This is a genomic window from Rhodocaloribacter sp. (assembly GCF_056451265.1).
Genome location: NZ_JBWOPL010000019.1, coordinates 170,113 through 195,463, shown reverse-complemented (window position 1 = coordinate 195,463; position 25,351 = coordinate 170,113). Strand labels below are relative to the sequence as shown.

Below are 25,351 nucleotides of genomic sequence, written 5' to 3'. Positions count from 1 at the left end.
TGGCGCGATTGTGCGACCGTGTGGGGGGCATTTCGATGTGGGAGGTGGTGGAGGCGGCCGCGACGAAGCCCTTCGGGTACATGCCTTTTTATCCGGGTCCGGGGCTGGGGGGACACTGCATTCCGATTGATCCGTACTATCTGTCGTGGATGGCGCGCAAGTATGATTTCGAGACGAACTTCATCACGCTCTCGGCCCGCGTCAACGAGGAGATGCCGCACTACGTCGTCGACGCCGTCATGCAGGCGGTGGCTTCGCAGCCCGTGCGTCTTTCCGAGGCGAAGGTGCTCATCCTCGGGGCGGCCTTCAAGAAGAACGTGGACGACACGCGCCATTCGCCCACGATAAAGCTCATGGAACTGCTCGACGCCGCCGGCTTCGACGGTGTGGCCTACAGCGATCCTTTCGTGCCGTCGCTCGACGTTCCCGTCGGCGGGCAGGCCCTGCGGCGCGAGCGCGTGCCGCTCACGCCGGAGACGGTGCGCGCCTTCGACGTCGTCATCCTGGTGACGGACCACAGCGATTTCCCCTACGAGATGATTGCGCGCGAGGCGAAGTGGATCGTCGATACGCGCAACGCCTTCGCGCACGTCAGGGAACCGGCGGCGACGATCCGGGTGCTCGGCGGCGGCGCGTTTTAGCGGGACGCTCGGAGCCGGGCGTCATTCCCGCGCGCGGTTCGTCCACGTGAGGCCGAGCATGAGGCCCGCATTGTCGGGATAGAGCGCCCCCGCGTCGAGGGCGAGGGCGGCGGTGAAGCCGACCCGTGGGGAGAGCGGCCCGCCGATCTCGAAGAGGAACGAATACTGGTCGCGCCGGGGGGTGAGGAGCGTCGGGTTGCCGGAGCATCCGTCGTCGTTGCAGTCGTCTCGCGCGCCGTAGTTGCGGCTGTAGGTGAGGAGGGTCTTGAAGCCGAAACGCTTCGCCACGACGCCTTCCACGCCGAGGTGGTGCGCCACGAGGAGGTTGTTGATCACTCCGGGCCGTACGCCGTCGCCGAAGAGGAGCGGGAGGCCGAGCGTGCGCCCGTGGTACACCCATCCGCTCTCGTACAGGAAGTTGTTGTAATAGTTGTCCGCGCCGTCGGGCTCGTTCCGGTCGCGCCGCGCGCCCTGGCGTTTGGTGTTGACGTGCTCCCACAGCAGTCCGCGGAGAAGGCCCGGCTTTCGGAAACGGACGCTGACGCCCCAGAGCCCGTCCCACGGATTGCGGAAGCGGGCCGCCGGACTCGTCTCGATGAAGAACTGCCGGTACGCCGTCGCGCGGAAAGCCGACAGGTTCACCGAGAGGCCGAAGTCGTACGTCGCCACGGTGTTGCCGAGCGCATTGACGACCTCTCCTGTGGGCGCGCTTCCCGGCTCTCCGGCGCGGGCGAGGACGACGTCGAGGAAGGCGCGGAAGTCGGACGGGAGCCGGCCCAGACGCGGGTGCTCGCCGCCCCACACGACGAAGTGCGAGACGCCGGCATAGGCGTGCACGGGGAAGTCGTCCGGCCCGATGCCGCGCAGATACAGATATTTCTCATGCACGAACGCGCCTTGGACGAAGCGGTCGCCGTCGAGCCAGGCGTGGCCGAAGAAGCCTTTCGCATGGATCAGTTCGGTCTTTCCCGGGAGCACGATGATGGGGATGTAGTCGAAGGCGAGGCTGACGCCGGGGAGGGGCGTGGCGTTCGGGGAGAGGGTCATCGAGCCGAGCGAGAGGGAGGGGTCGACGAGGCCGGCGGTCTCGGCTTTGCGCCCGACGGTGAGGCGGAATGCGCCGTACCGGAGGCCGGCGTAGAGTTGATGCGCGTAGGCGGTGGCGTGGTCGGAGGCGCGGGCGAGGACGTCGGCCTCGAAGGTGAAGGCGAGCGTGCGCGTGGGGTCGAACGGACGCCGGAGGTGCAGGCGGGCGAGGGCGTTGCCGCTCATCCGGTCGAAGACGCCCCGGCGGTCGGCGTGGAGCCAGAACGGGAGGCGGCCCTCGGCGGCGGCGGCGGCCTGTACGGAAAAGCCGTATTCGAGCGGCGGCGTCTGCCCCCGCGCCGGCGGTCCCGCGAGCGCGAGGCACAGCGCCAAGCCGAGCGCGCCCCGGCACAGGCGCGTCGTCAGGGGCATCCGCACGGGGAAACGTTTCGGCATGGGTTCGGAGTCAGCGGGTGGGACGGTTGCGCCACGAGAAGCCGAGCATCAGCCCCACGTTGTTCGGATACACGTCGCCGGCATCGAGGGCGAGGGCGGCGAAAAAGTCGACGCCCGCCCGCGCCGAGAGCGGCCCCGAGGCCTCGAAGAGGGCGGAGACCTGATCGCGTCGCGGGGTGCGCCGGTCGCCCTTGGCGGAACACGCGGCATCGAGGCAGACGCCCGTCGCGCCGTAGTTGCGCGTGTACGTGACGAAGGCGCGGTAGTCGATCCGCCCGGCGAAGCGCCCTTCGAGCCCGAAGTGGTGCGCGAGGAGCAGGTTGTTCGTCACGCCGGGGCGGACGCCGTCGCCGAAGATAAGGGGCAGCCCGATGGCGCGCCCGTGGTACGTCCACCCGCTGCGATAGAGGAAGTGGTTGTAATAGCTGTCCCGGTGGTTCTCGAAGCCCGGCCGCGCACTCTGCTTCTTCGTGTTGACGTGCTCCCACAGGAAACCGCTCACGAGCCGGTCGCGGCGCTTCGAGCGGAGGCTCACGCCCCAGAGCCCGTCCCACGCATTGCGGAAGAGCATGGCCGCGCCGGTCTCGATGTAAAACTGCCGGTACACACGCAGCTCCATCCCGAAGGCGCGGGCGTCGATGCCGAAATCGTACATCGCTACGGAGTTGCCGAGGGAGTTGAGTCGCTCGATGGTGGTCGAGTCGGCCTCGTTCCCGGTCTGCGCGCGGAAGACACGCCAGAAGGCGTCGAGGTCCTGCGGGAGCTTGCCGAAGACGGGATGCTCGCCGCCCCAGACGACGTTGTGCACGATCCCGGCGTGGGCCATCACGGGGAAGTCCATCGGCCCGATGCCCCTGAGGTAGAGGTACTTCTCGTGCACGAACGGGCCTTTGACGTACCGATCGCGCTCCAGCCACCCATGTCCGAGGTAGCCTCTGGCATAGATCAGGTTGACCTTTCCGGGCAGGAAGATGATCGGGACGTAGTCGAATGAGAGGCTGACTCTGGGGACGGGCGTGGCGTTGGCGCTCCACATCATCGAGCCGAGGGAGAGATACGGGTCCACCTCGCCCACCGTCTCGGCTTTACGACCCACCGTGAGCATGAAAGCGCCGTATCGGAGGCGGCCGTAGAGTTGGTGGAGGTAGGCGGTCGGGTGCTTCTCGCTCGCCCGGGCGAGGGCGTCGATGCCGAAACCGAAGGCGAGCCGGCTTCCCGTGGCGGGGCGGCGGGCGTAGAGGCGGGTGAGCGCGTTGGAGCCGTTGGGGTCGAGCCTGCCCTCGCGGTTGGCGGTGAGCCAGAACGGGAGGCGGCCCTCGGAGGCGGCGGCGGCCCGCGTCGAGAAACCGTATTCGAGCGGGGGCGTCTGCGCGCGGGCGAACGGGACGCACGCGAGCCAGCAACCGAGTCCGAGAAGCAGGCGAGACCAACCGGGCGGTGCAATCATGGCGGGGGCGTCAAGGGGGGGCGGACCCGCTAAAGTTCGACACTGGCGCCGTTGTGCGCCAGGGATTTTTTCGCGGCCGCCATCATGCGCACGACGGCCAGCCCGTTGCGCCCGTCCGAACGCGGCCTCGCGCCCGTGCGGAGGCAGTCCACGAAGTGCCGGCATTCCAGTGCCAGCGGCTCCTTCATGTCGATCTTCGGGATGTGAATGTCGCCCGAGCGGACGGCCATCGCCCCGGCATAGTCGGCATAATGCGGCTCGCCGGGCCGGAGGTCCACGCCCTTGTCGTACAGCCGCACTTTCTCCACGCTCTCGACGTCGTCGATGACGGCCATCTTCCGGCTCCCGACGACGGTCACCTTGCGGATCTTGTGGGGGTCGAGCCAGCTCGTGTGGAGGTGCGCCAGCTTGCCGCCCTCGAAGTAAACCGTCGCGAAAGCCACGTCTTCGACGCCGGGCTGAAGGTAGGCGTGGCCCTGCGCCGAGACCGCCACGGGCCGCTCGTCGAGGAACGCGAGCGCCACCGACAGATCGTGCGGCGCGAGGCTCTCGAACGCGTTCTCCCGCTGCCGCACGATGCCCAGGTTGACGCGCATGCTGTACAGATAATAGATCTCGCCGAGATCGCCGCCGTGGATGAGGTCCTCCACATACCGGAAGGCCGGATGATAGAGGAGCAGGTGCCCCACCATCAGCCGGAGATCCCGCGCTTCGGCGAGCGCCGTGAGCCGCTCCGCCTCCGCCGTCGTTTGCGCCATCGGCTTCTCGACGAAGACGTGCTTGCCCGCCTCGAGCGCCGCCTCGGCCAGCGGGAAATGCTGCGGCGTCTCCGTGGCGATGACCACCCCGTCGATCTCCGGATCTTCGAGCAAATCCTTGAAACGGTGCGTCGTGTGCAGCCCCGGATAGTGTCGGGCGACGGCTTCGAGGACGTCCGCGCGCTGATCGCACGCTCTCACGACCGTCGCGCCGGGCACGTTCATGAAGTTGCGGAGGAGGTTCTTCCCCCAGTATCCGATGCCGACCTGCCCGAGGCGGATCGGGGTCTGGCGAGGGGCAGCGTTCATCCGTGGGCGCCGGTTGGTGCGGGAGTCGACTCGAGGTATTCGAAGATGGCCCCGGCAATGGTTTGCTGTTGTTCGGGCGTCAGTTCGGTGTGCATCGGCAGCGAGATCACCTCGGCGGCGGCGCGCTCTGTCTCGGTCATGTCGCCGTGGCGGGCGGGCGCCGCGCCGTCGGCGAAGACGGGCAGGCGATGGAGCGGCACGGGATAATAGATCGCGTGCGGGATGCCCCGGGCCTTCAGGTGCGCCGCCAGGCCGTCGCGCCCGCCGGGGGCCTCCTGCGAGACGCGGAGCGTGTACTGATGAAAGACGTGCACGCCGTTCGGATCGCGGAAAGGCGTCGTCAGGTGCGGGTGACCGGCGAAGAGCGCGTCGTACCGGTCGGCGGCGGCCCTTCGCGCCTCGGTGTACGCCTCGAGATGCCGGAGCTTGACGCGAAGCACGGCGGCCTGAAGCGCGTCGAGCCGGCTGTTGATGCCGACGATCTCGTTGTGGTATTTCTTCTGCGAACCGTGGTTGGCCACGAGCTTCATCCGGTGGTGAAGCGCCTCGTCGTTCGTCAGCGTCGCCCCGCCGTCGCCGTAACACCCGAGGTTCTTCGAGGGGAAGAACGAGAGCGTGCCGGCGTGCCCGAGGTAGCCCGTGCGCCGCCCCTTGTACGTCGAACCGACACCCTGCGCGTTGTCCTCGACGACGTACAGCCCGTGCCGCCGGGCGATCTCCAGGATGGGGTCCATGTCGGCAGGCTGCCCGAAGAGGTGCACCGGCACGATGGCCTTCGTCTTCGGCGTGATGAGCGCTTCGATCTTCGCCGGGTCGAGGTTGAACGTCTGCGGGTCGATGTCGGCGAAGACGGGGACGGCGCCGAGGAGGGCGGCCGCCTCGGCCGTGGCGACGAAGGTGAAGGCGGACGTGATCACCTCGTCGCCCGGTCCGATGCCGAGCGCCATGAAGGCGACCTGAAGCGCGTCCGTGCCGTTGCCCACCCCGAGCGCGTGCGCCCCGCCGAGGTACTCGGCGAGCTCGCGCTCAAAGGCGGCGACGACCGGCCCCTTGATGAAGTGCGCCGTGTCGAGCACTTCCTGAAGCGCGGCATCCATTTCCTCTTTGACGGCGAGGTATTGCCCCCGCAGATCGACCATCTGAATGTTCATGAGAAGAGCGTTTGGGTTCGAAAAAAATGAAGATGCATAAAGACCGGGGTCCGGCTCCCTATCCCTCCGGCAGCATCAAGATGCGCATGGCATTACCCCCATCCTCCCTTCGGGGTGCATCCCCCTGTGAGGGGGAAAGGCTTGTGCGGCTCGCCATAAAAAGTCCCTCCCCGTGCGAAGGGGAGGTGTCGCGGAGCGACGGAGGGGTGGGCCGTGTTGGCGCTCGTGGCGAGAACAGCCCGCCATTCCCCCTTCGGGGTGCTTCCCCCTGTGAGGGGGAAAGGTTTGTGCGGCTCGCCACAAAAAGTCCCTCCCCGTGCGAAGGGGAGGTGTCGCGGAGCGACGGAGGGGTAGGCCATGTTGGCGCTCGTGGCGAGAACAGCCCGCCATCCCCCCTTCGGGGTGCTTCCCCCTGTGAGGGGGAAGGGTTTGTGCGGCTCGCCACAAAAAGTCCCTCCCCGTGCGAAGGGGAGGTGTCGCGGAGCGACGGAGGGGTAGGCCAGACTGAAGCTATAGGTTCCATTCGAAAGGGAAAGGTAGCCGGATTCGGGTGGGGATGTGAGGACGGAAAAAACGCAGGCTTCGTTTCACGCAGGTGCGAGCCGTGCAATCGCCGTTCCACAGCGCCGCGCGGGTCTCATTCGGGCCAGCCCTGCCGGTCGAGCTTCTGCTCGTCGGGGACCGGGCGGAACGCCCGGGCGGGCACGCCGGCATAGATCATCTCGGCGTCCGCGTCGCCGGTCAGGAGGGCCCCCGCCGCGATCACGGCGTCCGGGCCGATCTCTTTGCCGGGGAGGATGACCGCCCCCACGCCGATGCGCCCCCCGCGCCGCACCGTGACGCCCTTGAAATGTTTGAAGCGCTCCTCCGTGCGCCCGATGAAGTTGTCGTTGCTCGTGAGCACGCCGGGGGCCATGAAGACGCGGTCCTCGACGGTCGAATACGCCGTCAGATACACGTTCGTCTCCAGCTTGCAGTACCGCCCGATGACGCACTTGTTCTCGACGGCCACGCCGCGCCCGATGATCGTGAAATCCCCGACCGTCACCTCCTCGCGGAGCGTGGCGAGGTCGGCCACGAGCACTTTCTCGCCGAGCGTGCATCCGGCATAGATCACCACGGACGCGCCGATGAGGCACCGGCTGCCGATGCGCGCCGGCGGCTGCATCTTGTCGCGGGTCACGGCGCTGTTGGGCGCGCGCATGGGCTGCTTGCCGAGGGTCGTGTGGTCGTCGATGCGGACGGCGTCGCCGATGACGGTTCCGTCGTGGATGACGACGTGATGCCCGATCCGGCACCCGTCGCCGATGCGGACGTTTTCGCCGATTACGCAGAAGTGCCCGACGGAGGTGTCTTCGCCGAGGATGACGGTGGGGTCGATCACGGAATGTCGCATGGTCTGATTGGAAGCGTTCGGGGATGGAGGGTCGGTGCGACCGGGCGCGGGCCAAGGAAAGGCTTTTTTAGCGCTCTTTCCGCAGGGTGCGCGTGCATTTTATCTAAAGAACGTCCGGCAGTTGACGCCAGTGCGGGAGGATGCGGTCGGGTTCGGGGCCGTCGTCGTCCTCGTGGACGCCGGTGAAGAGGATGGCGGTGGCCCCGGCGCGACGCGCGCCCGCCACGTCGGTGCGCCGCAGGTCGCCGATGTGGGCGAGGGCTTCGGGCGTGGCGTCGAGCTGAAGCGCGGCCCGTTCGAAGGCGCGCACGTCGGGCTTGGAGAAGCCGGTCTCGTCGGAGAAGACGAAGGCCTCGAAGTGGCGGAGCAGGCCCTGTGCGTCGAGGAGGCGGCGGATGACGCGGCCGGGGGAGAACATGGTGTCCGAGATGAGGGCGAGGCGGTAGCGTTCGGCGGCCCAGACCAGCATCTCCGCCGCGCCTTCGACCAGGGCGGGCGGATGATGAAGGATGCCCTCCTGAAAAAGCCGGACCGTCTCGGCGTGCGCCTCCGGGTCGACCGCGAGGCCGAGCCGGTCCCAGATGCTTCGCACCAGCTCCTCGGTGACGGGCGTGCAGTGCCGCGTTTTCCAGACCGTCTCGAACCGGCGGACGGTCTCGGCGAAGGCTTCCTTCACCTCGCCCGGCGTCGTCTCCGGTCGATGCGCCCGAGCAAGGCTGAGCAGATGCCGCAGGCGCTCGGTCTGCCGGGCGCGGCCGTTCACACGCGCTTCCACGAGCGTGTTCCAGAAATCGATGCTGAGCGCTTGAACGGGCATGGCGCACACGGGCAAGAGGAGCTTTCTGGGATGATACCCCGCATCACACAAAAAAAGCCCACGATCCGGCGGACCGCGGGCTTTTTCAAGAGAAAATGGAAACTACCGGGTGCCGAGCGTCTCGATGTAATGCTGGGCGGTGGCTTTGTAGCTTCCGTAAGCGGCGTTCTGGAAAGCGGCCTTTGCGCCTTCATAGTCTTGCAGGGCCATCAGCGCTTCGCCCTTGACGAAGTAGATTTTGGCCTTGTCGGTGCGGCTTCCGCGATGCAGTTCGAGCGCCTTGTCCGCCATTGCGACGGCCTGCTCGTAGTTGCCCATGGCCTTATAGGCTTCGGCCATGTAGTAGTAGGCATCAGCGTCCGGCTCGACGTACTTCTGCATTTCTTCGAGGTAGGCGAGGGCCTGTTCGCCCTCGGCGCGCCCGGTGCGGTCGCCTTTCTTGCTCAGCGTGGAGGAGGCGAGGAAGATGTACTGGTCGCGGATGGCTTTCTCGGCGGTGCGAGCGGTCTTGCGGTCGCCATTGGCTTCACCGACCTCTTTCGCCTGCTGGAACAGGGCCATCGCTTCGTCCAAACGGTCGAGCTTTTTCAGTGCGAGGGCTTTGCCGAGGTAGTTTTTGGCGTTTGTCGGGTAATGCGTGATGCCTTTGTCGAAGTGGGTGAGGGCCTCTTCGTAGTTCTCCGCTTTCGTGGCTTTGAGCCCGTTGCGATAGTCCAACTGCGCAAGCACTTTGCTGGCCCGCTTCTCGACGTCGGCGTCGCCGGCTTGTTTGGCGCCCTCGACGGCCTTGGAAAACTGCGCATAGGCTTCGTCATAATTTTTGGCCTTGGCAGCTTCGAGGCCGTTGTTATAGGCCTCTTTGTAGTCCTGCGCGGACGCGGCGGAACTGCCGATAGCAGCCACCAAAAAGGCCAGCAACAGCATACGAGCGAAGTGCCTGGTCCGTTTGGTGCATTTCAGCTTCATGATCCTATGGGGTTGTAGTGAGTGGGAGGGAGGCTTCGAGGGAGCGCCGGGGCTCTGCGCGTCCGCGCCGGAAGGGCGGCAGGCGTTGCCGATACGGCTCCAATTTATTGATAATGTTGAAGGTAAGTTCCCGGTTTCTGCGGGCCGGGTGAAAAAACAAAATAGAAAGCGGGGAGAAAACAAGGAAGGCAAACGGGAAGGTCTTCCCGAAAAGACGGCGCGAATCGGCAAGCGTCGCTCAGAAATTCGGGGCCAAAAGGTGTTGTTTGTAAAAGCTATCAATGGTATCGACGGCTTCGTCGGGGTCGTCGGTGACGAGGAAAAGGTCCAGGTCTTCCGGGGAGATGCGTCCGGAAGCCAGCATGGTGTCCCGAAGCCAGTTCAGCAGTCCGCCCCAGTATGCGGAGCCCATCAGGATGATCGGAGACGGGGTGGCCTTTTTCGTCTGAATCAGCGTGAGCGCTTCGAAGAGCTCGTCCATCGTGCCGAAGCCTCCGGGCAAGACGACGAACCCCTGCGCGTACTTGTGAAGCATCACCTTCCGCACGAAGAAGAAGTCGAAGTTGATCAGCTTGTCGGCGTCGATGTAGGGGTTGGGTTTCTGCTCGTGAGGAAGGTCGATGTTGAGCCCGACCGAGATGCCCCCGGCCTCGTGGGCGCCCTTGTTCGCCGCCTCCATGATGCCCGGCCCGCCGCCGGTGATGATCCCGAAGCCGCACGTGACGAGCTTGCGGGCCACGGTCTCGGCCAGATGGTAGTCCGGGTGGTCGGGCTTCGTGCGCGCCGAGCCGTAGATCGACACACACGGCCCCACCGCCGACAGCCGTTCGAAACCTTCCACGAACTCGCCCATGATGCGGAAGATGCGCCAGAGATCGGCGATGCGCTGTTCTTGCCAGGCATCGACCTCCTGTTTCGTCATCGAGGGCGGCAGGGCCGTAAGCTCGGGAGCGGGCGGGCGGCCGAAAGTGAATTTCTTGGGGGGCGGCATAGGGACTCGGGTTCGGGGAACGTCGGGCTTGCATGAAAGAGACCCGTGACGCGCCGATCCGTTGCCGTGTTCCGGAGGCGCGCCCCACCTTCCGGCGTCCGAAGGGCCGGGCGATGGTGGAATCCTCGCTTCCTCAAAAAACCGGGCAGGTTATTTTTTCGTGCGGTCCGTACCTTCGCCGACACCGCCTCCTCTCGGCGGCGTGCGTTTCATTCCTACAGACTCCCCTTGATCCAATCGAAATGAAACTGATCATTCCCATGGCCGGACGGGGCACGCGCGTGCGCCCGCATTCCCACGTCACCCCCAAACCTCTGCTCCCCGTCAGGGGCAAGAGCATGGTCGAGCGCATCGTCGACACGTTCAACGAGGTGCTGCCGCGTCACCTCGACGAGGGCATCTTCGTGCTCGGGCCGGACTTCGGCGAGGACGTGCGCCGCCAACTCCGAGACATCTGTGAGCGGCACGGCATGACGGCCCGCTTCGTCGTGCAGGAGGAGGCCCTCGGCACGGCGCACGCCGTCTATGCCGCCCGAGACTACCTCGAAGGCGAGGGCATCGTCGTCTTTGCCGACACCCTCTTCTATATGGAGCCCGGCGTCGACCTCGAAGGGGCGGACGTGGTGGCATGGGTCAAGCACGTCGACGACCCCCGGCGCTTCGGGGTGGCCGTGCGCGAGGGCGACCGCATCGTGGCGCTCGTCGAAAAACCGCAGGAACTCATCTCGAACGAAGCGCTCATCGGCATCTATTACGTGAAGGACCTCGCCGCCCTTCGCGACGCCATCGCCTACCTCATCGAACACGACGTCAAGGGGCACGGCGAATATCAGCTGACCGACGCCATGGACCGGCTCCTCAAACAGGGCAAGGTCTTCAAAACCGCGTCGGTGACGGAATGGCTCGACTGCGGAACCATCCCCGCGCTCCTCGAAACGACGAAAGTGATCCTCGAAAAGGAACGCGACGACCTGCACCAGGGCACGGTGGAGAACAGCGTCATCCTCGATCCCGTGTACGTCGGGCCGGGCGCGCGGGTGACGAACGCGGTCGTGGGGCCGTACGTCTCCATCGAGGAGGGAGCGACCATCGAGAACGCCGTCGTGCGCGGGAGCATTCTCTTTGCCCACGCGCTCGTGGCCAACGCCGTGCTCGAAGAGTCGCTCATCGGGCAATATGCCGGCGTCCGAGAGTCCGCGCGTGTGGTCAACATCGGCGACCACTCCACGCTCGGGGTGGAACCTTCGTGACGCGCTCCGCCCCGAAGGATCTCCCCGCCACGCGCTTCGTACGTCCCCTCTTTTACGAGACGCACGCCGAGGTCCGGAGCCTTTCCTGAGCCCGTCATGAGACTGTATCCTTCCACGATCGAGGAGAAGCTGGGCTTCGACGCGCTGCGGGCGCGCATGGAAGGGTATGCCCGGAGCACGCTCGGCCTCGAACGGCTGGCCCGGATGCGCCCGTCGGACGAGCCGGCGTGGGTGCGGGACGAACTGGCGCGGGTCTCGGAGTATCAGGAAGCCCTTCGCTTCGACGACCCGATCCCGCTCGAACACGTGCTCGACCTCCGCGAGGTGTTCCGCCGCGCCGCGCCCGAGGGCGCCGCCGTCGGTCCTGAAGACCTCCTCGCCACGCACCGCACGCTCACGACCACGCGGCGGCTGAAGGCGTACTTCGAGGCGCGGCGAGACCAATACCCGCATCTGGCCGGGCGCGTGCGGCACATCACGCCGCTCGTCGAGATCGAAGCGTACCTCGCCGGGATCGTGGACGAGGAGGGGCGGATCAAGGACAGTGCCTCGCCCGAGCTCCGCCGCATCCGCGACACGATCGCGCAACGGCAGGCACAGCTCCGCGCCGCCGTCCTGCGCGCCCTCCGCGACGCCGTCGCGCACGGCTATGCCACCGAAGAGCAGCCGACCCTCCGAAACGGGCGCATGGTCATCCCCGTGCGCGCCGAAGCCAAACGGAAGGTGCAGGGCTTCGTGCACGACGTCTCGGCCACGGGGCAGACGGTGTACGTCGAGCCCGCCGCCGCGCTCGACCTCAACAATGCCGTGCGCGAGCTCGAAGGCGAGGAAAGGCGCGAGGTCGAGCGCATCCTCCGGGCGGCGACGGCGGAACTGCGCGCCCGCCTCGACGAGCTTCGGGAGAACCAGCGCAGCCTCGCCGCCTTCGATCTCCTGCAGGCCAAAGCCCGCCTCGCGCTCGACCTCGACGCCGCCGCGCCGCAGCTCAACGACGAGGGCATCATCGACATCCGCGAGGGGCGCAACCCCGTGCTGCAGCTCCACTTCGCCCGGCTGCGCGAACGCGGCGGCGAACCCCGCGCCGTCGTCCCGCTCGAGCTCGGCCTCGGCGAGGCCTACCGCACGCTCGTCATCACCGGCCCGAACGCCGGCGGCAAGTCCGTGGCGATGAAGACCGTCGGCCTCTTCTCGCTCATGCTCGCCTACGGCCTCCCGCTCCCGCTCGACCCGCGTTCGCGCTTCTCCCTCTTCGGCGACCTCATCGTCGACATCGGCGACGAGCAGTCCATCGAGGAGGACCTCTCGACGTTCAGTTCGCACGTCGCGAACCTGAAATACATGCTTCGCCGGGCGAACGACCGGACGCTCATCCTCATCGACGAGGCGGGCACGGGCACGGACCCGGCGGAGGGCGGCGCGCTCGCGCAGGCAGTGCTCGAACGTCTCACCGACGTGGGCGCGCGCACCATCGCCACCACCCATCACGGCACGCTCAAGGTGTTCGCCCACGAGACGGAGGGCGTCGAGAACGGCTCGATGGAGTTCGACCAGGAAACGCTTCGCCCCACGTATCGCTTCCGGCCGGGCATTCCGGGGTCGTCGTATGCCTTCGAGATTGCCGAGCGCATCGGGCTCGACCGCGAGGTCCTCGCCCGCGCCCGCGAACTCGTGGGCACGCAGAAGGCGAAGATGGAGGATCTGATCGCTGTCTTCGAGCGGCGGAACCAGGAACTCGCCCGGCGTCTGAAGGAGGCCGAGGCGGCGCTGGCCCGGGCGAAGGCCGAGCGGGCGAAGTACGAGGAACGCCGTGAACGACTGCGCGAACAGGCCGACGCCATCCGGCAACAGGCGCTGGCAGAGGCCGAGCGCATCGTCCGGGAGGCGAACGCGCGCGTCGAACAGACCATCCGGGAGATCCGCGAGGCAGACGCGGTGAAAGACGCCACCCGGGCCGCCCGCGCCCGGCTCGAAACGTTCAAAGAGGAAGTGGCCGAACGACGCGAAAAGGTGGAACGGCGGCAGAAAAAACGCAAACGCGGGAGCCGGAAGAAGCGTCCGGCGGAAACGCATCTCGCGCCCGCGCCGGGCCCCGTCGGGGTCGGCGATCAGGTGGTGATCGACGGCGGGGGGACGGCGGGCGAGGTGCTCGAACTCGACGAGAAAGAGGCCGTCATCGCCGTGGGCGCCATGCGGATGCGCGTCCGGCGCGACCGGCTCACGAAGGTCGGGGGACCGCGCCGGCAGGAGGTCACCGTCCGGCAGGTCTCCGCCGCACCGTCCGGCCTCTCCGCGATGAAGACGCGCACCCACATCGACCTCCGGGGCGCGCGCGTGGACGAGGCCCTCGCCGAAGTGACCCGCTTCCTCGACGAAGCCGTCGCCGCCGGGCTCGACCGCGTGGAGATCCTCCACGGCAAGGGCACGGGCGCGCTCCGGAAGGCCATCCACACCTACCTCGCCGCTCGCCCCGACGTGGCCGCCTTCGAAGACGCCCCGTGGAACCAGGGCGGCGCGGGCGTGACCGTGGTCACGCTCCAGTGAACCTTGCGCCGCACGGGCGGGGTCAGCGGTTCGCCGCCCGGAAGTCCATGGCGAACTCGTCGGCGAGATCGAGCGCCGCCTCGGCGATGAGGACGACGTTGTCCGGAGAGACGAGCCCCACCGTCGCGGTCTCCCACGTGCATCCGGTCGTGGGAACGGTGCGCTCGCGGGCAAGGCGCACGGTCTGCAAAAACTGGAGCGAGACGGTGAACGGGATCAGCCCCTCCTCCATTTCCAGGGCGTTGACGTGGACGTACAGATAGGGACGTCCGTCGCGCTCGGGGGAGGGGGGCGCGCCGCCCGCGGAGAGCCGACCGGCCACGGCGCGCGTGAGGCCGAGCAGCGCGGGATGCGTCGCGAGCGCCGGACCGGCTTCGACGTCCACGCGCACGAAGAACGGCCCGGCGTCCCGGAGCGATGCGCGGGCCTCGCCGACGTCGATCTGCGCGTGGACCGGCGGGGCGGCGAGAAGGGAAATCAGGAGCACGATCAGGGCAAAGAACCAACGGGGCGGCTTCATGAGGGACCGGGGTTTGACGGGGAAGAGGCTTCGTGTACGCCGCATGAAGGGGCCGGGGTTTCGGGAGAAAGGAAGGGGTTCGCGGGTTAAACCCGAGAAAGGGAACGCTCGAACCGTAAATGCCGAGGGCGGAGGTCGTCATGGAAAACGACGTTTTTGTCTCGGACATCGCGCGGCACATCTGGGACACCCGCTATCGCTATCGCGCGGGCGAGCGCGTGATCGATGCGACGGTGGCCGATACGTGGCGACGCGTGGCGAAGGCGCTCGCGGCCGTCGAGCCGCATGCGCGCGAGGTGTGGGAACGGCGGTTCGTCGCGGCGATGCGCGGCTTCACGTTTCTGCCGGGCGGGCGCATCCTCGCCGGCGCGGGGACGCACCGGCGGGTGACGCTCTTCAACTGCTTCGTCATGGGCGTGATCGAGGACTCGATGGACGGCATCTTCGAGAGCCTCAAAGAGGGCGCGTTGACGATGCAGCAGGGCGGCGGCATCGGGTACGACTTCTCCACGCTCCGGCCCGCAGGCGTGCGCGCGCGCGCCACCGGAGCCATTGCCTCCGGCCCCGTCTCGTTCATGCACGTGTGGGACGCCATGTGCGCCACCGTCCTCTCGACGGGCGCCCGGCGCGGCGCGATGATGGCCACGCTCCGGTGCGACCACCCCGACGTGGAAGCGTTCATCGACGCCAAACGCGCGCCGGGGACGCTCCGACACTTCAACCTCTCCGTGCTCGTCACCGACGCGTTCATGGAAGCCGTGCGCCGCGATGCCGAGTGGCCGCTCGTCTTTCCGGCCTCGGCGCTCGACGAAGACGAAGGTGCGGGGCGAGAGGTCGTGCACCGACGATGGTCCGGCACGGACGGCCCGGTCCCGTGCCTCGTGCTCGGACGCCTCCGCGCGCGGGCGCTGTGGACGAAGCTCATGCGCGCGGCCTACGACCACGCCGAGCCGGGCGTGCTCTTCATCGACCGCGTCAATGCGGAAAACAACCTGTGGTACCGCGAATACATCACGGCGTCCAACCCGTGCGGGGAGATCCCGCTGCCGCCTTATGGCGCGTGCGACCTCGGCGCGCTCAACCTGACCCGCTTCGTCGAAGCGCCCTTCACGCCGGAGGCCCGCCTCGACCTCGAAGCGCTCGCGCGTGTGGTCCCGGTCGCCGTGCGGATGCTCGACGATGTGATCGACGCCTCTCGCTTCCCGCTCGACAAGCAGGCGGCGGTCGAGCGGGGCTCGCGACGCATCGGCCTCGGCCTGACCGGGCTCGCCGACGCGCTCATCATGCTCGGCCTGACGTACGGCACGCCGGAGGCGCGCGCCCTGGCGACGGAGACGATGCGGACGATCTGTCATGCCGCCTACCGCGCCTCGATCGAACTGGCCCGCGAGAAAGGACCGTTCCCGTTCTTCGAGCGGGATAAATATCTCGGCGGAGCTTTCATCGCCCGCCTTCCGAAGGACATCCGTGAGGGCATCGCCGAGCACGGCATCCGGAACAGCCACCTGCTGGCCATCGCCCCCACGGGCACCATCAGCCTCCTGGCAAACAATGTTTCGAGCGGGGTCGAGCCGGTGTTCGACTTCGTCTTTACGCGTCGCGTGCTCGACGAAGAGGGACACTATGTGGTGTATGAGGTGGCCGATTACGCCTATCGACTCTGGCGCGCGCGCATGGGCGCGACGACGCCGTTGCCGCCGCATTTCGTCACCGCGCAGGACCTGCCGCCCGCGGCGCACCTCGAGATGCAGGCGGCGCTTCAGCCCTACGTCGACAACGCGATCTCGAAGACGGTCAACGTGCCCGAGGATACGCCGTTCCGGGAGTTCGCGGCGTTGTATGAGGCGGCGTATGAGCAAGGCGTCAAAGGGTTCACCACCTTCCGCCCGAATCCGGTCACGGGGGCCGTGATGGAGGCCCACGCGGCGGAAGGGGCGCAGGCGCCTCACTGCTGCAGCATCGAGCGGGAGGCAGACTGAACGACCCCCCACGAGCGGCACGGGACGATGGAAATGCCTTTTCCGGATTGGCTGCGAGAGATCGACCACACCGGCGACCTCGGCATCGAGGTCGAGGCGCCGGACCTCGACACCCTCTATGCGCGCGCGGCATGGGGCCTGTTCGCCCTGCTGACGGATCTGCGGACGGTCGCGCCGAAGCGGTCCGAACGCGTCGAGGTGGAGGCGGGCGATCGGGAGGCGCTCATGGTGCGATGGCTCTCCGAACTCAACTACCGGCATCTCACCCGTCGTCGGCTCTATTGCGCCTTCGAGATCGAGCGCCGGACGGACCGCCGGCTCGTCGCCACGGTGCGGGGGGAGGCTTTCGACCCGGATCGCCACCCGCTCTATACCGAGATCAAGGCCGTCACCTTCCACGGGCTCGAGATCCGGCGCGCGGACGGCCACTGGCGCGTGCGCATCATTTTCGATATGTGAAAGGGGGAGGGGCTCGCCTGTCGGCTCGCGTCAATGGGCTCGCGGTGAGCATTCAGCGCCGAGGGGGAGGCGCGGGAATGGGGAACAGGAGGCGGCGGGCATGATTTATCTCATGAAGCGTGTGGGGGACCTTGCGGAAGACCACGTCTCAGCTTTCGAACGGTCATGGACCTGAAGATCAGGCAAATCGCGCCGTATCTGTGGGAGATCCCGAAGCGGGGCGGGATGCGCGTTCCGGCGCGCATCTATGCGACCCGGTCGATGATGGCGGACATCCGGGAGGATCGCGCGCCCGAGCAGGCGGCCAACGTGGCGCATATGCCCGGCATCGTGAAGGCGTCCCTGGCGATGCCGGACATCCACTGGGGCTACGGCTTCCCCATCGGCGGCGTGGCCGCGTTCGACCTCGAGGAGGGCGTCATCTCCCCCGGCGGCGTGGGCTACGACATCAACTGCGGCGTCCGGCTCATGGCATCGAAGCTGCGCCGGGAAGAGGTGACGCCGCATGCGCGCGCGCTGGTCGATGCGCTCTTCGAGCGGGCGCCCTCCGGCGTCGGCGCTTCCGGCGCGTTGCGCGTCTCGAAGAAAGAGTTGCGGAAGGTGGTGGTGGGAGGCGCGCAGTGGGCCGTCGAGGAGGGGTTCGGGCACGCAGGCGACCTCGAATTCATCGAGGAGAACGGGCGCATCGAAGGGGCCGACCCCGCCTCCGTCTCGGAGCGCGCATGGGAGCGGGGGCGCGATCAACTCGGCACGCTCGGCTCCGGCAACCACTTCCTCGAAGTCGATTACGTCGCCGAGATCTTTGACGAGACGGCCGCCGAAGTGCTGGGCCTCTTTCCGGGGCAGGTCGTCGTCATCATCCACACCGGCTCGCGCGGCTTCGGGTATCAGAACTGTGACGACTACCTTGCCGTGATGGACCGCGCGATGGGGAAATACGGCATTCACCTGCCCGACCGACAGCTGGCCTGTGCGCCGATCCGCTCACCGGAGGGAAAGCGCTACCTCGGCGCGATGCGAAGCGCGGTCAACTACGCATTTGCCAACCGGCAGGTCCTCGCGCATCAGACGCGGCGCGCCTTCGAAGAGGCGCTCGGGCTGCCGGCGGGCGGCGCGGGCCTCCGCACGGTCTACGAGGTGGCGCACAACATCGCCAAGGTCGAGACACACGACGTCGACGGACGGCGGATGCGGCTGTGCGTGCACCGCAAAGGCGCGACGCGCGCCTTCGGCCCGGGCTGCCCGGACGTCCCCGCGCGCTACCGTTCCGTCGGCCAGCCCGTGCTCATCCCCGGAGACATGGGGCGCTATTCCTACGTCCTGATCGGGACCGAGCGGGCGATGACCGAAACGTTCGGGAGCACGTGCCACGGCGCGGGCCGGCGGCTGAGCCGGAGAAAGGCGAAAAAAGCCGCGGTCGGTCGCGACGTCACGGGCGAGCTCGCACGCGGAGGGATCATCGTCCGAGGCGCGAGCCTCCGAACGATCAACGAGGAGATCCCCGAAGCGTACAAGGACGTCGCGGAGGTCGTCGAGACGTGCGCGATGGCCGGCATTTCGAAGAAGGTCGCCCGGCTCCGGCCTATCGGGTGCATCAAAGGCTGAGCGACCGGAGGGGTTCGTTCGCAGCGCCCGCTCACAGAGGACTATTCCTCCAGTCTCCGCAGCATCTCTTTGGCGGCCCGTCCTCCGTTGCGGCGCTGATCGAGGTGGCGTTCGCGCCACTGCCGGATCTCACGGGTCAGGGTTTCCTTCATGGCCACGATGGCCTGATAAAGATCATCGGAGGTCTCCTCGGCGCGGATGAGCCGCCCCGGCACGGAAACGTTGGCTTCGGCGCGGTAGAGCGTATCGTCTTTGCGATGGTGGCGCGTCGTGCGTTCGAGCTCGACGGCCACGCGAATGGGATCTGTCTTTATGCTGCCGAAGGCTTTGAAAGCATCATTCAGTTTCTCCTCCACGAAAGAGCGAAGGTCGTCGTTCAGGTCAAGATTGGTACCCTGAAACGTGATGTTCATAGCGGCGATGATCTGGTTGATGAGAACGGCTTCAGTGCTTGTTCGCGCAGTGCGGTGGGTTGTTCCATGCTCCCGGCGGGCATGCCCCCGAATTCTTGAAGGGAGAGGCGAAAGGCAGACTGTGCGGATTTTCCCCACAATCATCGGGCGCCGGGTCGCCGGAAAACGGAGCGGCGACGTATATTAGATTCCGGTGGAAGTCAGGGGGGCGGCGTGGTTCCGAACGCGTCGGCCCGGCGCCGAAGAACCCCGCCCGGCCTCCCCGGGCATACCATACACGTCGGTTCGGAGGGAGGAGAAGGCACTGGATCAGGAACGGCATCAGACAGACAGCGTGCTGGGGCGGAGCATCGAGCAGTTTCGCGCCCTCATCGAAAACGCTCTCGACATCATCATGGTGCTCGACGCGACGGGAGAGGTCGATTATGCCAGTCCGTCGGCGGCCCACATCCTGGGCCACACGCTCGAGGATCTGACGGGGCGTCGGATCTTCGACTACGTGCATGCGGAGGACGAGGCGGCCTTTGCGCGCGCCTTCCGGCGCGTGGTGGAGGCGGATGAGGAGGAGGTGCGGATGACGATCCGCTTTCGCCACCGGAGCGGCGCCTGGCGTACGCTCGAGACGACGTGGCGCGGCTTGACCGGAGAGGACGGCATGCGCCGCGGCGTGCTCAATGCCCGCGACATCACCGAGCGTCGCTGGGCCGAGGAGGCGCTTCGGGAGAGCGAACAGCAGTACCGGGCCCTGATCGAACTGTCGGCGGACGCCATCTACGTGTTGCAGGACGACGGGTTCGTGCTTGTGAACCGGGCCTGGGAGGAGCTTTTCGGTTATACGCGGGCCGAGGTGCTCTCACCCCGGTTCGAGGTCCTCCGCGTGGTGGCGCCCGGGAGCCGCGGCGTGATCGAGGAGCGCCGCCGCCGCCGAGCCGCCGCAAAGCCGGTGGCGCCGGTCTTCGAAGTGCAGGGCCGACGCCGCGACGGTCAGATGCTCGACCTCGAGGTAAGCGAGGCGGACATTCTCTGGAAGGGGCGTCCCGCCATTCAGGGCATCTACCGCGACGTGACCGAACGAAAGCGGGCCGAGAAAGCGCTCCGGCGCTATGCCGAACGCCTCGAAGTGCTGCGCGCCATCGACCAGGCCCTGCTCAGCGCTCAGTCGTCGTCCACCATCGCTGAGGCGGCGGTCCAACACATCCGGAAACTCATCCCCTGTCTCTGGGCGGGGGTGCTGCTCACCGACCCCGAAACGCCGGGCACGATGACCGTTGCGGCTCAGGCGGGTGCGCCGATAGCTCTCCCGCCGGAAGCGCGCTTCAGCGTGGCGGAGTTCGACCTCCCGGACGCGCTTCGGGCGGGTGCGCCGGTGATCGTGGGCGTATCCGAAAGCGGGGAGCCGGTCGCTTCGCTGGGCAGCCTGATCGCCGGCGCGGGGGTCAAAACGATCCTGTGGGCGATGCTCCAGATGCAGGATGAACTCCTCGGCATCGTGGTGCTGGGCGCGGGCGCGGAGCAGTCCTTCTTCGAGGATCACCGCCACATCGCGCGCGAAGTGGCCGAGCAGTTGTCCGTGGCCATGCACAGCATGCGGCTTTTCGAGGCCGTCAGCGCGGCGCACACCCGGCTCGAACAACTCTCGCACCGGCTCGTCGAGGTGCAGGAGCAGGAGCGCCGCCACATCGCCCTCGAACTGCATGACGAGATCGGTCAGGTCCTCACCGCGCTCAACTATACGCTCGACTTCTCGGGTGCGCCGTTGCCGCCCGGCCACGAGGAGAAGCTGGCGCGGGCGCACGAACTGGTTCGGCTGCTCACCTCCCGGGTGCGCGACCTGTCGCTGAACCTGCGTCCCTCCATGCTCGACGACCTGGGATTGATGCCCGCGCTCCTGTGGTATTGTGAGCGGTATCAGATGCAGACCGGCATCAAGGTCCATTTGCACCCGCTCGGGGTTCACGGGCGGCGCTTCCGGCCCGAAGTGGAGACGGCCGCCTATCGCATCATCCAGGAGGCGCTCAACAATGTGGCCCGGTACGCCGGCGTCGAGGAAGTCTGGGTCCGCGTGTGGCTCGAACCGGCGGAGTTGTACGTGGAAGTGGTGGATCACGGGAAGGGGTTCGATCCGAAGCAGGTCAAGCACGGGCGTCCGTCGGCGGGGCTGTCGGGGATGCAGGAGCGGGCGGCGCTCGTGGGCGGGGCGCTGCACATCGATGCGGCGGTCGGGAAAGGCGTGTACATCCGCGCCGTGCTCCCGCGCGAACCGGAAGAGGGGGCGGGGTGAGGCCGCTTCCGCAGGTTCGAGGGCGGCGATCCGTGCGCAAGGCAAGGCCTTTCCTCTCACGGCGGAAGCGGCTTCCTCGCCTCGGCTCCTCCGGCGCGCTTTTCCATGTTTTTTGTGTTTCTCTTGTCCTTCCTCTTGCAAAAGAGTCCGGGTATCCCTGATAATGAGGGGCGCTCCGCTTTCCTCAACCATGCACGGGCAGGACCATGAACCGCAAGCTACGCAAGCAGATGTTGACGGCGGCAGCCATACTGGTGGGCTTTGTCCTCATCATGGTCATTTTGAATGAGGTGTTGAGCTGATGCCGGGAGGCGCGTTCGCCGCCACGTTGCATGACCGCTGCCGTTTGGGCCGTCTCGATGTTTCCCCCGGATCGCCGGGTCCGGAGGGAAGCCATGCGAGGCGGCCCCGGCGAAGCGCATCCTCTTTCTCTCATTTCAATCATTTCAAGGTAGGGAGTCCAGGATGGCACCGAACCGCATGCGCGCGCTCGCCGCGCTCCTGATGTTTACCGGGATCACCGCTTTCACGAGCACGCCCGCCGGCGGGCCGATGCTCGGTTTCACCGAAGAGGGAGCCGCCGCCCAGCGCGATCTCGAAGCGCAGTACGATGCGCGTTTGAACGCAGACAATCTGCGCCGGTGGATGAAGCGGATGTCCGCGAAGCCGCACCACGTCGGCGCGCCGTACGGCAAGGAAAACGCCGAGTTCATGCTCGAGCTCTTCCGCGAGTGGGGCTATGACGCCGAGATCGTCGAATACCAGGTGCTCTTTCCGACGCCGAAGGAACGCGTGGTGGAGCTGGTCGCGCCGACGACGTATCGGGCGAAGCTCACCGAGCCCGAACTCGACGAGGACGCCACCTCGAAGGTGCACGAGCACCGGCTGCCCGGCTACAATGCCTATTCCGCCGACGGCGACCTCACCGCCGAGCTTGTCTACGTCAATTACGGCATCCCGGAGGATTACGAGGCGCTCGAACGCATGGGCGTCGACGTGGCGGGCAAGATCGTTATCGCGCGGTACGGCCGTTCGTGGCGCGGCATCAAGCCGAAAGTGGCCGCCGAGCACGGGGCCGTCGGCTGCATCCTCTATTCCGATCCCCGCGAAGACGGCTACTTCCGGGGCGACGTGTACCCGAAAGGGCCGTATCGCATGAAGTACGGCGTGCAACGCGGTTCCGTGGCGGACATGCCCCTCTTCCCCGGCGATCCCCTCACGCCGGGCGTCGGCGCGACGGCGGAGGCCCGGCGGCTCCCGCGCGAGGAAGCGCCGACGCTCATGAAGATCCCCGTGCTCCCGATCTCGTACGGCGATGCACAGCCGCTCCTCGAAGCGCTCGGCGGGCCGGTGGCGCCTCCGGACTTCCGCGGGGCGCTCCCGCTGACCTACCACGTCGGTCCGGGGCCGGCGAAGGTGCACCTCAAGCTCGCCTTCGACTGGAAGCTGACCCCCGCCTACGACGTCATCGCCCGGATGCCGGGGACGGAGGAGCCCGATCAGTGGATCGTCCGGGGCAACCACCACGACGCCTGGGTCTTCGGCGCGGCGGACCCCCTCAGCGGCATGGTGGCGCTCCTCGAAGAGGCCCGCGTCGTCGGTGAGCTGGCCAAGAGGGGCCTGCGGCCCCGGCGCACCATCGTCTATGCCGCCTGGGACGCCGAAGAACCGGGGCTCCTCGGCTCGACCGAATGGGCGGAGGATCACGCCGCCGAGCTTCGGCAGAAGGCCGTCGTGTACATCAACTCCGACGGCAACGGGCGCGGCTTCCTCGGCGTGGGCGGCTCGCATACCCTCGAACCCTTCGTCAACGAGATCGCGCGCGCGGTCGTGGACCCACAGACCGGCGTGACGGTCGAAGAGCGACTCCGGGCGCGGCTCCGCACGAACGGCAACGAGGAGGCGGACACGCGGGCCGACCTCCGCATCGCCCCCCTCGGCTCGGGCTCCGACTATACGCCGTTCCTCCAGCACCTCGGCATCGCCTCGCTCAACATCGGCTATAGCGGCGAGAGCGGCGGAGGCTCATACCATTCCATCTTCGACTCGTTCGACTATTACACCCGCTTCGGCGACCCCGACTTCGCCTACGGAGTCGCGCTCGCGAAGACGGCGGGCCGCGCCACGCTTCGCCTCGCCAACGCCGAGGCGCTGCCGTTCACGTTCTCCGGCTTCACCGACAACGTGGGCCGGTACGTGGAAGAGGTCGAAAAACTCGCCGACGACCTGCGCGCGCAGACGCGACGGCGGAACCGTCTCCTCGAAGCGCAGGCGTACGTCCTCGCCGCCGATCCGAAGAAGCCGTACGTGCCGCCCACGGCGGAGCCACCCGTGCCGCACCTCAATTTCGCCCCGCTTCAGAACGCGCTGGACCGCCTCGAAGCGAGCAGTCGTTCGTTCGAAAGCTTGCGCGCCGCCGCCCCGTTCTTGCCTGCGCCCCGGCGGCGGGCCCTCGACGACGTGCTCATGCACATCGAGCGCGTGATGACCCGCGACGAGGGGTTGCCCCGGCGACCGTGGTTCAAACACCATATCTATGCGCCGGGCTTCTATACCGGATACGGCGTCAAAACCCTGCCGGGCGTCCGCGAGGCCATCGAACAGCGGGACTGGACCGAGGCGGAGCAGCAGATCCACATCGCCGCCGCCACGCTCGACCGCATTGCCGCAGAGATCGACCGCGCCGTCGCCCTCATGCGCGAGGCGGGGACCGGCGACTGAGCGAGACGGTGGCGCATCCGCATGCGCGCGTCGTACCTTGTGCGGATCACGTTTCCTCCATCTTCTTCCGACGTCCCGACCATGCGTATTTTGAAGCGTCTGAACACCCTTGCCGTTTTCTTCGCCGCCCTTTCGATGAGCCTCCTGATGAGCGCGTGTGAGCCTGCCGCCTCCGATGAACCCGCCGATGCCTCCGGGGCTTCGGAACCGACGTTCGCCCTGGCGATCCACGGCGGGGCGGGCACCATCCGACGCAGCGACCTCTCGCCCGAGCGGGAAGCCGAATACCGCGCCAAGCTCGAAGAAGCGCTGCGGGCGGGGCACAACGTCCTTTCCGGCGGCGGAAGCAGCCTCGACGCCGTCATCGCCACGCTGACCATCCTCGAAGACTCGCCGCTCTTCAACGCGGGCAAAGGGGCCGTCTTCACCCACGAAGGCGCCGTCGAACTTGACGCCTCGATCATGGACGGCGCGACGAAGAACGCCGGCGCGGTGGCGGGCGTGAAGCACATCCGCAACCCGATCGCGCTCGCCCGGCTCGTCATGGAAAAATCTCCCCACGTGATGTTGACCGGCGACGGCGCCGAGGAGTTTGCTCGCGAGAACGGCATCGAAATGGTCGACAACTCCTATTTCTACACCGAATGGCGACGCGAACAGCTCGAACGGGCGAAAGCCGCCGAAGGCACGATGGGCGCCGCCGTGGCGCCCGGCGAAGAACTGGCTCCCGGCGCGTACAAGTACGGCACCGTGGGCGCGGTCGCGCTCGACCGGGCGGGCAACCTCGCCGCCGGCACCACCACCGGGGGGATGACGAACAAGCGCTTCGGTCGCGTCGGCGACTCGCCCATCATCGGGGCGGGCACGTATGCCGACAATGCCACCTGCGCCGTCTCCTCGACCGGCTACGGAGAGTACTTCATCCGCGGCGTCATCGCCCACGACATCGCGGCGATGATGGCCTATGGCGGCGCGTCCGTCGAAGAAGCCGCCCGCACCGTCATCATGGACAAGCTCGAAGCGATGGGCGGCACGGGCGGCGTCATCGCCATGGACCGGCACGGCAACGTCGCGATGCCGTTCAACACGGCAGGGATGTACCGGGGCCGCATCGATGCGGAAGGCCACGTGACCGTGGAAATTTACAAGGACTGAGGCATGGGCAAGTGGATCGGGGCGAGAGGCATCAGGGTAGCGGCGCTCTTCGTCGCGCTCCTTCCGGCCGGATGTGACGGCGGCGCGCTCGAAGCGCCCCCGGTCGTCGGTCGTTTCGAGGGCGCGTTCGTCTATGCCGTCGACGGGGCCGAGTTCTCCGAGCCGTGGTCCGTGCGTCTGCATGAGAACGACGGCCGCATCGCGGGCGCCGGGGCGCTGGGCACGACCCCCGTCATGGTCGCCGGCGAGCATCATCATCCCGACGTCACGTTGCACTTCACCGACGCTTCGGGTGACTTCGCAGGCGTCTTCTCAGGCCTTCTCGCCGCCGACGGCGCGGCGCTCGAAGGGACGTACACGCTCAGCATCATCTTCGTCAACGCCGCCGTGGTGCTTCGCCGGAGCCGCTGAAAAACGCGGCGGGTTCGAAGGCTTCGAACGGGTCGTGCGTTTCCGGCAAATCGCAAGA

At 67.2% G+C, this 25,351-nt stretch carries 20 protein-coding genes; 10 read left to right on the top strand and 10 right to left on the bottom strand.

All coding sequences use genetic code 11. From position 1 onward, the window contains the following. On the top strand, window positions 1-641 hold a 641-nt coding region (locus AC1HIY_RS02865; protein ID WP_479575191.1), incomplete at its 5' end, for a UDP binding domain-containing protein. Between the two features lie 21 nt (window positions 642-662). On the opposite strand, the gene AC1HIY_RS02860 is transcribed toward AC1HIY_RS02865, so the two are convergent. The 8 genes from AC1HIY_RS02860 to AC1HIY_RS02825 form a co-directional block, all read right to left on the bottom strand. Next, window positions 663-2,123, bottom strand: a complete 1,461-nt coding sequence (locus AC1HIY_RS02860; protein WP_479575190.1) for a capsule assembly Wzi family protein — start codon at window positions 2,121-2,123, stop codon at window positions 663-665. 10 nt (window positions 2,124-2,133) lie between these two features. Next, window positions 2,134-3,570, bottom strand: a complete 1,437-nt coding sequence (locus tag AC1HIY_RS02855; protein ID WP_479575189.1) for a capsule assembly Wzi family protein — start codon at window positions 3,568-3,570, stop codon at window positions 2,134-2,136. 29 nt (window positions 3,571-3,599) lie between these two features. Further along, the gene (locus tag AC1HIY_RS02850) at window positions 3,600-4,637 is read right to left on the bottom strand and encodes a Gfo/Idh/MocA family protein (protein WP_479575188.1); all 1,038 of its coding nucleotides are present in this window, start codon (window positions 4,635-4,637) and stop codon (window positions 3,600-3,602) included. Further along, window positions 4,634-5,788, bottom strand: coding sequence for a DegT/DnrJ/EryC1/StrS family aminotransferase (locus tag AC1HIY_RS02845; RefSeq protein ID WP_479575187.1), 1,155 nt, complete (start codon window positions 5,786-5,788; stop codon window positions 4,634-4,636). Before AC1HIY_RS02845 ends, AC1HIY_RS02850 begins: the two co-directional genes overlap by 4 nt. A gap of 637 nt (window positions 5,789-6,425) precedes the next feature. Further along, the gene (locus AC1HIY_RS02840; protein ID WP_479575186.1) at window positions 6,426-7,184 is read right to left on the bottom strand and encodes an acyltransferase; all 759 of its coding nucleotides are present in this window, start codon (window positions 7,182-7,184) and stop codon (window positions 6,426-6,428) included. Window positions 7,185-7,287: 103 nt separating this feature from the next. Then, complete coding sequence (locus tag AC1HIY_RS02835; protein ID WP_479575185.1) at window positions 7,288-8,001, bottom strand: HAD family hydrolase; 714 nt, start codon at window positions 7,999-8,001, stop codon at window positions 7,288-7,290. 102 nt (window positions 8,002-8,103) lie between these two features. Next, entirely contained in the window at window positions 8,104-8,925 is an 822-nt protein-coding gene (locus AC1HIY_RS02830) for a tetratricopeptide repeat protein (protein WP_479575197.1), read from the bottom strand. A gap of 280 nt (window positions 8,926-9,205) precedes the next feature. Beyond that, window positions 9,206-9,889: an LOG family protein gene (locus tag AC1HIY_RS02825; RefSeq protein ID WP_479575196.1), complete on the bottom strand. Its 684-nt coding sequence runs from the start codon at window positions 9,887-9,889 to the stop codon at window positions 9,206-9,208. Between the two features lie 311 nt (window positions 9,890-10,200). Here AC1HIY_RS02825 and AC1HIY_RS02820 point away from each other — a divergent pair, with 311 nt between their 5' ends. Further along, entirely contained in the window at window positions 10,201-11,208 is a 1,008-nt protein-coding gene (locus AC1HIY_RS02820) for a sugar nucleotidyltransferase (protein ID WP_479575184.1), read from the top strand. A gap of 96 nt (window positions 11,209-11,304) precedes the next feature. After that, window positions 11,305-13,749, top strand: coding sequence for an endonuclease MutS2 (locus AC1HIY_RS02815; RefSeq protein WP_479575183.1), 2,445 nt, complete (start codon window positions 11,305-11,307; stop codon window positions 13,747-13,749). 22 nt (window positions 13,750-13,771) lie between these two features. Here the strand turns inward: AC1HIY_RS02815 and AC1HIY_RS02810 are convergent, their stop codons facing one another. Then, window positions 13,772-14,269: a hypothetical protein gene (locus AC1HIY_RS02810; RefSeq protein ID WP_479575182.1), complete on the bottom strand. Its 498-nt coding sequence runs from the start codon at window positions 14,267-14,269 to the stop codon at window positions 13,772-13,774. A 140-nt stretch (window positions 14,270-14,409) separates the two neighbouring features. Between AC1HIY_RS02810 and AC1HIY_RS02805 the strand changes: the two genes are divergently transcribed. The 3 genes from AC1HIY_RS02805 (at window position 14,410) to AC1HIY_RS02795 (ending at window position 18,312) form a co-directional block, all read left to right on the top strand. Continuing rightward, on the top strand, window positions 14,410-16,248 hold the full coding sequence (locus AC1HIY_RS02805; RefSeq protein WP_479575181.1) for an adenosylcobalamin-dependent ribonucleoside-diphosphate reductase: 1,839 nt from the start codon (window positions 14,410-14,412) through the stop codon (window positions 16,246-16,248). A 33-nt stretch (window positions 16,249-16,281) separates the two neighbouring features. Continuing rightward, entirely contained in the window at window positions 16,282-16,707 is a 426-nt protein-coding gene (locus AC1HIY_RS02800) for an archease (protein WP_479575180.1), read from the top strand. A gap of 165 nt (window positions 16,708-16,872) precedes the next feature. Further along, the gene (locus AC1HIY_RS02795) at window positions 16,873-18,312 is read left to right on the top strand and encodes an RtcB family protein (RefSeq protein ID WP_479575179.1); all 1,440 of its coding nucleotides are present in this window, start codon (window positions 16,873-16,875) and stop codon (window positions 18,310-18,312) included. A 41-nt stretch (window positions 18,313-18,353) separates the two neighbouring features. Here the strand turns inward: AC1HIY_RS02795 and hpf are convergent, their stop codons facing one another. After that, window positions 18,354-18,725 (bottom strand): ribosome hibernation-promoting factor, HPF/YfiA family, encoded by a 372-nt coding sequence (hpf, locus tag AC1HIY_RS02790; protein WP_479575178.1) that lies wholly within the window; start codon window positions 18,723-18,725, stop codon window positions 18,354-18,356. Between the two features lie 334 nt (window positions 18,726-19,059). Between hpf and AC1HIY_RS02785 the strand changes: the two genes are divergently transcribed. The 4 genes from AC1HIY_RS02785 to AC1HIY_RS02770 all read left to right on the top strand — a co-directional run bounded on the left by AC1HIY_RS02785 (window position 19,060) and on the right by AC1HIY_RS02770 (window position 25,293). Next, the gene (locus tag AC1HIY_RS02785; protein WP_479575177.1) at window positions 19,060-21,006 is read left to right on the top strand and encodes a sensor histidine kinase; all 1,947 of its coding nucleotides are present in this window, start codon (window positions 19,060-19,062) and stop codon (window positions 21,004-21,006) included. 465 nt (window positions 21,007-21,471) lie between these two features. Beyond that, the gene (locus AC1HIY_RS02780) at window positions 21,472-23,727 is read left to right on the top strand and encodes a transferrin receptor-like dimerization domain-containing protein (RefSeq protein ID WP_479575176.1); all 2,256 of its coding nucleotides are present in this window, start codon (window positions 21,472-21,474) and stop codon (window positions 23,725-23,727) included. Between the two features lie 81 nt (window positions 23,728-23,808). Further along, window positions 23,809-24,882 (top strand): isoaspartyl peptidase/L-asparaginase family protein, encoded by a 1,074-nt coding sequence (locus tag AC1HIY_RS02775; protein WP_479575175.1) that lies wholly within the window; start codon window positions 23,809-23,811, stop codon window positions 24,880-24,882. Between the two features lie 3 nt (window positions 24,883-24,885). After that, complete coding sequence (locus AC1HIY_RS02770) at window positions 24,886-25,293, top strand: hypothetical protein (RefSeq protein ID WP_479575174.1); 408 nt, start codon at window positions 24,886-24,888, stop codon at window positions 25,291-25,293. Window positions 25,294-25,351 lie beyond the last annotated feature (58 nt).

Coding starts and splice junctions, on each gene's coding strand:
- AC1HIY_RS02860 (WP_479575190.1), bottom strand. CDS start 2,123: ATGCCGAAACGTTTCCCCGTGCGGATGCCCCTGACGACGCGCCTGTGC.
- AC1HIY_RS02835 (WP_479575185.1), bottom strand. CDS start 8,001: ATGCCCGTTCAAGCGCTCAGCATCGATTTCTGGAACACGCTCGTGGAA.
- AC1HIY_RS02795 (WP_479575179.1), top strand. CDS start 16,873: ATGGACCTGAAGATCAGGCAAATCGCGCCGTATCTGTGGGAGATCCCG.
- AC1HIY_RS02830 (WP_479575197.1), bottom strand. CDS start 8,925: ATGCTGTTGCTGGCCTTTTTGGTGGCTGCTATCGGCAGTTCCGCCGCG.
- AC1HIY_RS02800 (WP_479575180.1), top strand. CDS start 16,282: ATGCCTTTTCCGGATTGGCTGCGAGAGATCGACCACACCGGCGACCTC.
- AC1HIY_RS02825 (WP_479575196.1), bottom strand. CDS start 9,889: ATGACGAAACAGGAGGTCGATGCCTGGCAAGAACAGCGCATCGCCGAT.
- AC1HIY_RS02820 (WP_479575184.1), top strand. CDS start 10,201: ATGAAACTGATCATTCCCATGGCCGGACGGGGCACGCGCGTGCGCCCG.
- AC1HIY_RS02840 (WP_479575186.1), bottom strand. CDS start 7,184: ATGCGACATTCCGTGATCGACCCCACCGTCATCCTCGGCGAAGACACC.
- AC1HIY_RS02810 (WP_479575182.1), bottom strand. CDS start 14,269: ATGAAGCCGCCCCGTTGGTTCTTTGCCCTGATCGTGCTCCTGATTTCC.
- AC1HIY_RS02845 (WP_479575187.1), bottom strand. CDS start 5,788: ATGAACATTCAGATGGTCGATCTGCGGGGGCAATACCTCGCCGTCAAA.
- hpf (WP_479575178.1), bottom strand. CDS start 18,725: ATGAACATCACGTTTCAGGGTACCAATCTTGACCTGAACGACGACCTT.
- AC1HIY_RS02815 (WP_479575183.1), top strand. CDS start 11,305: ATGAGACTGTATCCTTCCACGATCGAGGAGAAGCTGGGCTTCGACGCG.
- AC1HIY_RS02770 (WP_479575174.1), top strand. CDS start 24,886: ATGGGCAAGTGGATCGGGGCGAGAGGCATCAGGGTAGCGGCGCTCTTC.
- AC1HIY_RS02775 (WP_479575175.1), top strand. CDS start 23,809: ATGCGTATTTTGAAGCGTCTGAACACCCTTGCCGTTTTCTTCGCCGCC.
- AC1HIY_RS02805 (WP_479575181.1), top strand. CDS start 14,410: ATGGAAAACGACGTTTTTGTCTCGGACATCGCGCGGCACATCTGGGAC.
- AC1HIY_RS02855 (WP_479575189.1), bottom strand. CDS start 3,570: ATGATTGCACCGCCCGGTTGGTCTCGCCTGCTTCTCGGACTCGGTTGC.
- AC1HIY_RS02780 (WP_479575176.1), top strand. CDS start 21,472: ATGGCACCGAACCGCATGCGCGCGCTCGCCGCGCTCCTGATGTTTACC.
- AC1HIY_RS02850 (WP_479575188.1), bottom strand. CDS start 4,637: ATGAACGCTGCCCCTCGCCAGACCCCGATCCGCCTCGGGCAGGTCGGC.